Source organism: Nonomuraea sp. NPDC049784 (assembly GCF_040659615.1).
Taxonomy (GTDB): domain Bacteria; phylum Actinomycetota; class Actinomycetes; order Streptosporangiales; family Streptosporangiaceae; genus Nonomuraea.
In genome coordinates, this window is sequence record NZ_JBFAMX010000355.1 from 1 (window position 1) to 10,381 (window position 10,381).

The following is a 10,381-nucleotide window of genomic DNA, read 5'->3' on the forward strand; positions in this document are numbered from 1 at the left end:
GCGCGCGCCGCCACGACCCGGCCAAGGTACGGCGGGCGCTCGCGCTGAAGGAGAACATCCCGATCGTGCTGTGCGACGTGCGCGAGCGCCAGTCGGTCAAGGAGGTGCTCACGACGCTGGTCACGTACGCGGTGAAGGGCGCCTGACCGTGCATGATGCAGGCGCCCTCCATGTACAAGCTCGTCAGTGGTTCAGCCTCGGGCGTCGTGGGTGGCGCGGAGGATCTTCTCCGCCTCGGCGCCCGTGATGGTCTTCGAGGCGACGAGCCGGGCGACGACCCCGGCCACGTGGCGGGTGAGGTCCTTGCCGGAGTACTTCTCGTCCTCGATCAGGTCCTCGACCGTGCAGCCGTCGGGACGGTAGCGGTTGCCGACGCCGCTGTCGGTCTCCTTGATGACCACGTGGGGTGTCAGGTCGGAGCCGGGGCAGGCGTCGGCCGGCGGGGTGTAGCGGAGGAGGCGGGCGCCTCCCTGGACGGCGTTGTTGGCGGCCTTGGTGCCGCTGCGGAACCACAGGTTGCCCGCGCCGTCCTGAGCGGAGCGGTAGGTGCCGGAGTCACGCAGGACCGTGACGGCCTTCGACAGGGGGTCGACGCGGAGCAGGTATCCGTCGATCGAGGCGTAGACGTGCTCGTCGGGGTTGACGTGCAGCTCGTCCTGGACGCCGCTGTAGCCGGCGGGGAGCTCGATCCGGCGCGTCACCTTGGCGGAGGCGGGGTCGAGGATGAACAGGATGCCGTCCGCCAGGCCCCAGAGCATGCCGTCGGGGCCCTGGACGATCGAGGTGATCGAGCTGGCCCCGGGCACGGGGGTGAGCTCGGACGTCTTCGTGCCGGTGGCGAGGTCGTAGGTGAAGAGCTTCGCCTCTTTCGCCTTGGGAGTGGTGCCGCCTCCGCCGTTGATGGTGGTGCCGCCCCACAGGGTGTCGCCCCGGACCAGGAGGGAGATCACGCCCTGGTCGGCGACGGGGGCGCGGATCACGGTGTGCTCGCCGGTGGCGTAGTCGTAGACCGTCAGGGCGCCGCCCCACAGGCCGTAGTCGGGGGTGCTGCCGATGTAGAGCTTGGAGGCGGTGGTGGCGAAGGCTTGGGGACGGTTCTGGCCGTCGCCGATCAGGCGGAACAGCTCGAGCGGGTTGGCGCCGGACTTGAACGGCTGGGACGGGTCGTAGACCATGACCCCGCCGTTCGGGTACGTGCCCAGGTACATCTTCCCCTCGTGCCAGAACCACCCGTCGGTCTGGGCGACGCGGCCCAGCTCGGTCACCTTCCCGCTGGCCGGGTCGAGCGTGGCGACGTTGCCGTTGATGTAGAGGTTCGTGTAGATCTTCCCGTCCTGGCCGGCGCTGACGTTGTTGATGTCGATCGGCTGGGCGGGGAAGGGCAGCTTGAAACGCTCGGAGGCTCCGGTGGCCGGGTCGTAGGACAGCGCGTCACCGAAGTAGTTGCCGATCAGAGCGTAGAGCCGGCCGTTCACGAAGCCCCATCCCACGGCGGGGCCGCCCGCGACGACGGAGCCGGGGACCGCTTCCGGCGTGTCGGTCGTGAGGTCGTAGCGCCACAGAGCCGTGCCCGAGGTGAAGTAGACGTACTTGCCGTCGGCCACCCGGGTGGTGCCGCGCGAGCTGATGACGAAGTTCTCCGCGAGCACCGCGCCGGTGTCGGGGTCGAGCACCATCGCCTGGAGCTTGCTGCGCTTGACGAACAGCTTGCCGCCGACCAGGTTGATGTCGTACGGGTAGCTGGGGTCGCCCCGCAGCGCCTCCGGCCAGATATCGCGCTTCTCCCCGGTCCGCAGGTCCATCCTGATCAGGTGGCCGGCGGAGCCGATGGCGGCCCACAGCACCTCACGCTCGGGGTCCACGGCGATGTCCATGGCGTACTGCTGGCCCTCGTACATGGCGCCCAGATCACGGAAGCCCTCGGCGGGCGAGTACGAGAAGGCGTGCGCGTCCGGGTACGTGCCGCCGTAGATCTTGCCGTCCTTGCCCGGCTGGAACCCGTAGAGCACGGTCTGCCCGGCCACCGGCGCGCCCAGGTCGGTCGTCTCTCCGCTCGCGGGGTCGTAACGGTACACGTGCGCGTTGGGATAGCTGCCCGCGTAGACGAGGCCGTCGTCGGCCTGGGTGATGCCCCAGCCGCCCGAGGAGCCGGTCATCTCCGCCGTACGGAGGTGCTCGCGGGTCACGGGGTCGACCACGGCCACCACGCCGGGCGTGCCCATCTGGACGCTGTAGACGACGGGGCGCCCGGTCGCGTCGGTGCCGAAGAACCCTTCGAACACCGTGAGCGCCGTCGACTGGACGCCGAAGTCGGTGACCGAGCCGACCGGCGGCTGCGGCTCGTCCTGCGCCGAGGCGGGAGAGGCGGTGGTGACGAGTAACAAGGCTGATAAGAGGATCGTGGTGAATCGCATGCTCAATTCCTCTCTGTGGCGATCCGGACCAGATCGCGGTTGCGCAGCGTGTAGAGGCCGCAGCCCCCGGGATCGGCCGCGAGCTTGGCGCCGTCGAACCAGTCGCCGGCGAGCCCGTCGGCGAGCGTGTGGGCGGTGAAGGTGGTCAGGTCCATCCGGTAGACCCGGTCGCCACGGCTGACGGCCTCGCCGGAGACGCCGTACACGCGTCCCCCTTGAACCGCCAGGTCGCCGCCGAAGCCGCCGACCTTCGCGGTCCTGGTCACCTTCCTGCGTTCCGGGTCGACCTCGAAGAACACGCCCGTGTCGGACACCCCGTAGATCCGCCCGCGCAGACGTACGACGTCGGCGATGTAGGTGGCGCCCGGCACCGGCTCCATCTGCCAGAGCAGCCTGTGCCGGCGCAGGTCGTACGCGGCGAGCCTGGCGGTGTTGGTCTTCGGCGGCAGGCCGAAGCCCTCCTGGATGTAGGTGCCGAGGTAGGCGGTGCCGTCCCCGGTGGCGACGGAGTAGACGCTCTGGTCGGGTACGGCGGGCCGGCGCACGTCGAGCCCGCCGGTGTCCGGGTCGTAGAGCGACAGGGCGCCGCCTTCCTGGCCGGGCTCGGGCTGCGTGGCGATCACGATCATCCCGGTACGCGAGTCGTAGGCCATGTCGCGCGGCCGGTCCTGCCGGTTGCCGATCTTGGCCAGCAGGCCAGCCGTGTCCGTGCCCGGCTCGTGGCCGTACAGGAGAGCCTGGGTGTAGACGCCCAGGTACACGCGGCCGCCGACCTCCACCATGGACTTCGGCTCGCCGGGGATGCCGATGCGGCGCGATCCGCCGGACGTGTCGTGCACCTGCATGCCGCCCTTGCCGCCGACGTAGACGTATTTCCCGTCGGAGAAGACGTTCATCGGCTGCTCGGGACCGGCGCGCAGGCCTCGGGAGATGAGGTTGCGGTACTCCAGCCGGGCTGTGTCCGGATCGTAGACGAACACCGCGCCGTCCTGGATGCCCCAGATCTTGCCGCCGTGCGCGAGCAGGCTCGGCGTCCCCGCCTCCGGATACGGCACGCCGAGCGTCTCCACCTCGCCGGTGCCGAGACGGTAGCGGTACAGCGTGCCTGTCGGGCGGCCGGTGAAGTAGACGTACTCGCCGAGGAAGGTCACCGAGGTGACGTACTTCTCGCCGGGCGCCTTGGCGATCCGGTAGTCGCTGGGATCGGCCTTGTTCAGCACCAGGAGCTCGCCCTGCGACGAGATGCCCATCGCCAGATGGGTGTCGTTCATGGCCATGCTGGCCACGAAGTCACGGGTCGCCAGCTCGGCCGGCAGGATCTCCTTCTTGGCGGCGGTGGCCCGGTCGATGGCCACCAGGTGGGCGTGGGCGCCGACGCCCGCGTAGACCGTGTCCGCATCGGCGGCGATGCTGCGGACATACTGCTCGCCCGGGCTGGCGACGCCGAGATCCCGGGTGGCGCCGGTGGCCGGGTCGTACTCGACCACCCTGCCCGTCTCCGACATGCCGAGGTACACCTTGCCGTCCGGCGAGGCGGTGATGTTCCAGATGAAGTGGTCGTCGAAGGCGGCGACCTTGGTGACGCGGCCGGTGAGCGTGTCCAGCTTGTACAGGTCGGAGGAAATGTGGGTGCCGATGTAGACGTCGGTGCCGATCTTGGCCATCGCCCAGGCCCCGATGCCTGTGGGGATGTCGTAGTGGGCGGTCACCTTGTCGGCCGTGACGTCGTACGCGCCCACCACATTGGGTGAGAGGCCGCGGGTGACCACGTACAGGGTGTCGCCGACGAACTCGGCGTTACCGAGCGCGTTCGTGACGCTCGCGGGCCCGAGCGCGGTTACCGTGCCCTCGGCGGCGCCGCAACGGGACGGCGGGGCCTCGGCTTGGGCGATGTGCGGCAAGCCCGGCAAGGCCAGGCATGCGGCGGCAGTGAGAGGGATCAGCCGGCGTAAGAAGGACATACGGCCCCCGACGGGATCTCGAGATTACGGTCATACCTGGAACGTCGGTTCTTCGAGAGTTCTCTCGCGGAAAAGATATAACGGTCCCGACCGTAATAAGATGATCGCCGTGCTGTCAACACCGGCCAGGGGGCTCCCTTTTCGGTATGCCAGTCGCCCGAGCCGAGGGCGCCGGCCGCCTGCGGGCCACCTGGTCGTAGGCGTCGCTCATGATCCCCCTTCGGACGTACTCAAGTTCCGAAAGCCGACCCCGGCGAAACCGCGCCATTCGGTCACCACGACGGTGGCGTCGTCGTGCAGCTTGCCGTCGTGGTAGTCGAGGATGCTCCTGATCAGCCGGCGTAGGGTCTCCGGGACCGGAAGGCTGGAGCTGCTGTGGCGGACGATGAAGTCCACGAATCGCGCCAGCCCGAACTCGCGGCCCTGCGCCGCCCCGGCTTCGACGATGCCGTCGGTGTACAGCAACAGCCGATCGCCGGGCTCCAGCTGCTCCCGGCAGACGGTGATGGGTATGTCGAGGTCCAGGCCAAGAGGATGAGCAGGCGGGCAGGCCAGCGTGGTGATCCAGCGGCCGCCGCGGATCAGCACCGGCAGCGGGTGGCCGCGGTTGATCCAGGTGAGCAGGCCCGTGCGCAGGTTCAGATCGGCCATGACGGCGGTCACGTAGCGGGTGCCGCGGCCGAACTCGCTGATCAGCACGCGCTCGATGGCCTGGCTGTTGGCGGTGAGGTCCATGTCCTGGCGGCGATGATTGCGGCTGGCGGCCATGGCCAGGTTGGCCGTCAGGCCCGCCGAGACGTCGTGGCCCATCGCGTCGAAGACGGCCAGGTGAAGGGTGTCGCCGTACAGGGCGTAGTCGAACACGTCGCCGCCCACCTCGTAGGCGGGTTCGATGACGGCGGCCACGGTCACTTCCGGGGTCGCGAAGGTGAGCGGCGGGAGCAGTTGCCACTGCATCTCCGCGGCCACGTGCATCGGCCGCGAACGCACCAGGCGCTGATACTCGTCGCTCTGCGTGCGCTGGCTGACGACCAGGAGCGCGACGAGAGCGGCCAAGTGGACGGCGGCCTGTGGGACGTCGGCCGTGTCGCTGCCGACCCGCAGCAGTCCGACCCGCTCGGTGCCGTCCAGCAGCGGAACCCACCAGTAGCGCTCGCCGCGGTCCCCGCTCTGCGGCAGGGCGCGCACCTCCTGGAAGGCCCGTCCCCCCAGGGTGCCGTCCACCCGCAGCTCGTCGGCCGGCTGGTCATCCTCGTCGTGGGACCGCAGCCGGCGCAACGTGACTTGCTGCAGGTCCGCCAGGTAGATCGCCACCTCCCCGAGGCCGGCCAGCGAAGCGCTCCCGGCGGCCAGCGCCGGCAGGCCCCCCAGCGTGCTCGTGTGGCTGGCCTCGAGCATGGTGACCAGCATGCGCTCGATTCCGCTGGATTCGCTCATGCCTCCCTACCGGTACGATTTCGCGTTCGCGGCCAGGTCGCCGCCCCCGCGACGGGTCAGGAGCGTCCCCGGCCGCTGATGAAATCCCGAATGCGGTCCACGAGCCCGGCTCCCGGCGCCAGCAGCTTGTTGGCGGGTGGGGTGTCGGGCGCGGCGGGGTGCGGGCGGGTCGGTGCCAGCTTCTTGGCCTGCTGGACTTTCCCGCCCAGCTCCGTCAGCTGCTCGGGCGGGCAGGACTCGCGCAGCCGCGGGAACAGGTCGTTCTCCTCTTCCCGGACGTGCTGGCGGATCTGGCTCATCAGGAGCTCCACGGTGGGCCAGAAGTCGGTTTCGTTCGGCTCCAGCGCTTCCAGCCGCTTCATCGTCCGCTCCGCCTCGGCGTGCTCGGCGATCTCCTGATCGGCCAGCTTGTCGCCGCCGGGCACGTGCTCGCGGACGGCTGGATACAGGTATTCCTCCTCGGCGATCGAGTGCCGCACCAGTTCGATGACCACCTTCTCCGCCAGCGTCTTGGCCGGCTCGGCGATGCCGCCGATCATGTGCTCCAGCTCGCCGAACATCTCCTCGACCTCGCGGTGGTCGGTGACCAGGACCGCGATCACATCCTGCTGCGTGTCCATGACGGCCTCCCCCGTGTCGTCTGGCTTGCGCCTGCGGGCCTACCTTGCCCCGTGCCCGGTGACAGCGGCGAAAACCTGCACGATGCGGGGCGGCTCCGCTTCCGCGACGGGAAGGGGGCCGTGGCTACGGTCAAGCCGTGGCAACCCATGGCAAATCGCGGACCGACGGATGCTGGCGGGTGGCCGGGCCGGATGCGCCGACGTCAGCGGGCTCCCGAGGGTCGCGTTCATGAGATGGGTCGTCGTGCTGGATGGGGTGAACGGTGATGAGGAGATCGGCCAGGGCGGCGTGGGCGTAGGCGATGGCCTTCGTCAGCTCCTCGCGTTCGGCTGTGACCGTAGTGGCGTGACCGAGCTGGCGGGTCAGCGTTCGCAGCCGTGTGCCGAACCGCGCGCACTCACCGATGACGTACGTGGTCACTTCGGCGATATCAGCCCCATCCGGCGGTTGGTGATCGATTGCGCTCATCCCGTCACACTAGGTTGATCCGTACGGCAAGGCCCCAAGGCGCGCATACCGGCGGTGAGAACTTGACCTGCGCATTAATCCGTTTGTGGGCCATGCGGGCATTTCGCCAAGATCAGGTATGACAGTGACACGTGAGCTGCTCGCCTACTACGAGCAGGACAGGGAGCACAGCCGCCTTCGCGAAGGGCGCGGCCGGTTGGAGTTCTGGCGCACGCAGGACGTGCTGCGCCGCACGCTGCCGCCGCCACCCGCTCGGGTGCTGGACGTGGGCGGTGGCCCCGGCGTGCACGCCGAGTGGCTGAGCGCCGACGGCTACGAGGTCGAGTTGCTGGACCCGATCTCGCTTCATGTGGAGCGGGCCGCGGAGCTGACCGGGGTGACCGCGCGGCTGGGCGATGCGCGGCGGTTGCCGGTGCCGGACGCGAGCGTGGACGCGGTTCTGCTGCTGGGCCCGCTCTACCATCTGCACGAGCGGGCTGATCGGGTGCGGGCTCTGACGGAGGCACGACGTGCCGTACGGACCGGCGGTCTGGTGGCGGCCGCGACCATCAGCCGCTACGCGGCCGTGCACGACACGGTCTACTTGGGCCATTACCTGGACGAGCGGCAGCGGCAGGCCGCACACGCGGCCATGGCCGACGGGATCATGCTTTCTCTCGGGCGGGGTTTCACCGCCTACATGCACGATCCGGAGGAGGTCCCCGGGGAATTCGCCGACGCCGGGTTTCCCGAGATCGAGCGGTACGGGTTGGAGGGCGCCTTCTGGCTTTACGGCGACGTCAACGACTGGCTTGACGACCCGGAACGCCGGGCGCTCATGCTCGACGCCCAGCGCTCGCTGGAATCCGTGCCGTCGCTCCTCGGAGTCAGCGGCCACATGCTCACCGTCACCCGGCGGGATCGGTGACCATGCGGTCGGCGTGTGGACCCCGCGGTCAGAGGAGGGAGCTGTAGGAGGGCTTGCCGGCCCACTCGTAGGTGATGTAGACGACGCCGGCGTCGGTGGTGGTGGTACCGGTGTGCTTGAGCCCGGCCGGGGTGGTTCCCTCGGCGAAGAGCCGCTTTCCCTCCCCGAGGACGACGGGGAAGACCAGCAGGCGGTATTCGTCGACCAGCTCGGCCTCCTGCAGCGAACGGATGAGGTCGCTGCTGCCCTGGACGATGATCTCGCCGTCGGTGTTCCGCTTGAGCTCGGCCACCGTCCGGGCGGCCTCGCCCACCAGGACCTGGGTGTTGCGCCACTCGGCGGTCATCGGCGTCCTCGTCGTGACGTACTTGGGCATGCTGTTGATCTTGGCGCCGCCCTCCTCGTCGGGCACGTTGGGCCAGTGCGACGAGAGGATGTCGTACGACCTGCGGCCCAGGAGCATGCCGTCGGCGCGCTCGAACTGCTCGCCCATGATCTGGCCGAACCCTTCGTCCAAGTACGGGGGCAGCCATCCGCTGTGGGGGAAGTTGTTGGAGTCGTCCTCGCCGGGCCCGCCGGGAGCCTGCATGACGCCGTCCAACGACACGAAAGTCGAAACCACCAGTTTGCTGGCCATCTGCCACTCCTTGCGGTCCGAGAAGAGCGGGTCTCTTGAGTCCCGCTGTCTTCATGTGCCTTCAGTGTGGCGGGAGCCGTTTAAGGATTCCTTACAGCCTTCCTACGGTACGGGCGGAGAGACTTGGCGTCTGCCACAAACGGCCCGCCCTCGCGTCGCAAGCTGCGAGGGCGGGCCCACACCTTGGGCGACCGTCACTTCTTGAAGGCGCCCTTGACCTTCTTGCCGGCGTCCTTGATCTTCTCTCCGGCCTGCTTCATGCTCCCCCGGGCCTGGTCTGTACGTCCCTTGTCCCGAAGCCGCTCGTCGTCGGTGGCGTGCCCGACGGTCTTCTTCGCTCGGCCCTTGAGCTCCTCGGCCTTGTGACGCAGCTTGTCCTTGGCGCCCATGTCCATGCCTTTCTATCCCCCGGAAGCTTCGAATCCCCCGGACGTACTTCCACTTTCCGGACAGAAAGGACAGAAACACTGTCCGTGAATGAGGCCGATGGCGCCGTCATCTCCGGGCGCGGTAGGACTACGGCAACCCCAGCGCCTCCCTCAGTTCACGGGCGTGAGCGGGGCGCGTCCGGCGAGCACGGCGGCCGCGTTCGCCACCGACAGGCCGCACATCCGGTCGCGCGTCGCCGTTCCCGCGCTGCCGATATGCGGCGTGAGCACGGTGTTCGGGAGCTTGGCCAGCTCGGGGTCGACCCGCGGCTCGTCCTCGAAGACGTCCAGCCCGGCGGCGGCGATCGCCCCTGACCGCAGCGCCTCGATCAGGGCCCGCTCGTCGACGATGCCGCCCCTCGCGGTGTTGACCAGGATCGCCGTGGGCTTCATGCGGCGCAGCGCGGCGGCGTCGATGAGGTGCCGGGTCTTGGGCGTCAGCGGGCAGTGCAGGGTCACCACGTCGCTGCGCTCCAGGAGCTCGGGCAGCTGGACGAACTCGACGCCGAGCCGGTCCTCGTCGGTGAGCGGCGAGGACGGGGGCGTGGCGAGAACGGACATGTCGAACGCCCGCGCGCGACGCGCCACCGCTCGCCCGATCCTGCCGTACCCGACCACGCCGAGGGTCGCGCCGGCGCTGAGGTCGATGCCGAGCATCATCCGCGGCCCCCATATCCAGGGAGTCCCTTCGCGGATCAGCCGGTCGCCGTCGAGCACGCGGCGGGAGGTGGCGAGGATCAGCGCGAAGGTCAGGTCGGCCGTCGCGCCGTCCAGGACGCCGGGGGTGTTGGTCACTCGCACGCCGCGCTCGGTGGCCGCGGCCACGTCGATGTTGTCGTAGCCGACGGCCGTGTTGGCGACGACCCGCAGGCCGGGCCCCGCGGCGTCGAGCACCTCCGCGTCGATCCGCTCGGTCAGCGTGCACACCACCGCCGCCGCGCCCGCCACGTCGCGCAGCAGGGTGGCGCGGTCGGGCGGCTCCTCCCCACCGACGATCACGGGATGGCTCAGCTCGCGGACCTTCGCCATGGCGGCGTCGGTCAGCGTGCGGGTGACGTAGATGTGGTTGTCCATCTGCCCTTCTCCGTCGATGGAACCGGTGCCGGCCACCCGGCTCCACACGTCGCGGTACGGCTCCCAGCGGCCCCCACTACTATGCCGCGCCCCGTTTCCCGGCCGGAGGCGGGGGATCGGGTCTGAGCCTGCCTCACCGGGCCTGCGCTCGTTCCTGATCGTCCGTGACGCCGTAGGCGGTCGCCCTGAACAGGAAGGAGGCCCAGGAGCGATAGGGCCGCCAGGCATCGGCCAGCTTCCGGTACGCGGCCGGGGGCGCGTCCTCGGGCAGGCCGTACGCTTCGCGCAGGATGGTGAACAGGCGCGGCTCGTCGCCAGGGAACGCGTCGGGGGCGCCCGCGCCGCGGATCAGGATCAGGCCAGCGGAGAACGGCCCGACGCCGGGCAGGGCGCGCAGCTCGGCGAGGGCCTCTTGCGGGTCGAGCGAGCGCAGG

Annotated in this window: 9 protein-coding genes and 1 pseudogene; 1 reads left to right on the forward strand and 9 read right to left on the reverse strand. The window is 69.6% G+C overall.

All coding sequences use genetic code 11. The features are described from left to right. Positions 1 to 191: 191 nt before the first annotated feature. The 5 genes from AB0J09_RS42555 to AB0J09_RS42575 form a co-directional block, all read right to left on the reverse strand. Positions 192 to 2,414 carry a hypothetical protein gene (locus tag AB0J09_RS42555; protein ID WP_360704262.1) on the reverse strand — a complete coding sequence of 741 codons (2,223 nt, stop codon included), beginning with the start codon at positions 2,412 to 2,414 and terminating at the stop codon, positions 192 to 194. A 2-nt stretch (positions 2,415 to 2,416) separates the two neighbouring features. Beyond that, entirely contained in the window at positions 2,417 to 4,375 is a 1,959-nt protein-coding gene (locus AB0J09_RS42560; protein WP_360704263.1) for a hypothetical protein, read from the reverse strand. A 207-nt stretch (positions 4,376 to 4,582) separates the two neighbouring features. Beyond that, on the reverse strand, positions 4,583 to 5,812 hold the full coding sequence (locus AB0J09_RS42565; protein WP_360704266.1) for a PP2C family protein-serine/threonine phosphatase: 1,230 nt from the start codon (positions 5,810 to 5,812) through the stop codon (positions 4,583 to 4,585). Positions 5,813 to 5,868: 56 nt separating this feature from the next. Then, positions 5,869 to 6,432 (reverse strand): hemerythrin domain-containing protein, encoded by a 564-nt coding sequence (locus AB0J09_RS42570; RefSeq protein WP_360704268.1) that lies wholly within the window; start codon positions 6,430 to 6,432, stop codon positions 5,869 to 5,871. 130 nt (positions 6,433 to 6,562) lie between these two features. Next, positions 6,563 to 6,901: a hypothetical protein gene (locus AB0J09_RS42575; RefSeq protein ID WP_360704271.1), complete on the reverse strand. Its 339-nt coding sequence runs from the start codon at positions 6,899 to 6,901 to the stop codon at positions 6,563 to 6,565. A gap of 118 nt (positions 6,902 to 7,019) precedes the next feature. Between AB0J09_RS42575 and AB0J09_RS42580 the strand changes: the two genes are divergently transcribed. Beyond that, a complete protein-coding gene (locus AB0J09_RS42580) occupies positions 7,020 to 7,808 on the forward strand; it encodes a class I SAM-dependent methyltransferase (RefSeq protein WP_360704274.1) in 789 nt (262 codons plus the stop codon). A gap of 28 nt (positions 7,809 to 7,836) precedes the next feature. On the opposite strand, the gene AB0J09_RS42585 is transcribed toward AB0J09_RS42580, so the two are convergent. From AB0J09_RS42585 to AB0J09_RS42600, 4 genes and pseudogenes are all read right to left on the reverse strand, one after another. Then, positions 7,837 to 8,445, reverse strand: a complete 609-nt coding sequence (locus tag AB0J09_RS42585; protein ID WP_360704277.1) for a dihydrofolate reductase family protein — start codon at positions 8,443 to 8,445, stop codon at positions 7,837 to 7,839. 194 nt (positions 8,446 to 8,639) lie between these two features. Next, entirely contained in the window at positions 8,640 to 8,840 is a 201-nt protein-coding gene (locus AB0J09_RS42590) for a CsbD family protein (RefSeq protein ID WP_360704280.1), read from the reverse strand. A gap of 144 nt (positions 8,841 to 8,984) precedes the next feature. Further along, the gene (locus tag AB0J09_RS42595; protein WP_360704283.1) at positions 8,985 to 9,947 is read right to left on the reverse strand and encodes a D-glycerate dehydrogenase; all 963 of its coding nucleotides are present in this window, start codon (positions 9,945 to 9,947) and stop codon (positions 8,985 to 8,987) included. Between the two features lie 133 nt (positions 9,948 to 10,080). After that, positions 10,081 to 10,381, reverse strand: a pseudogene (locus AB0J09_RS42600) (hypothetical protein); the annotation flags it as partial.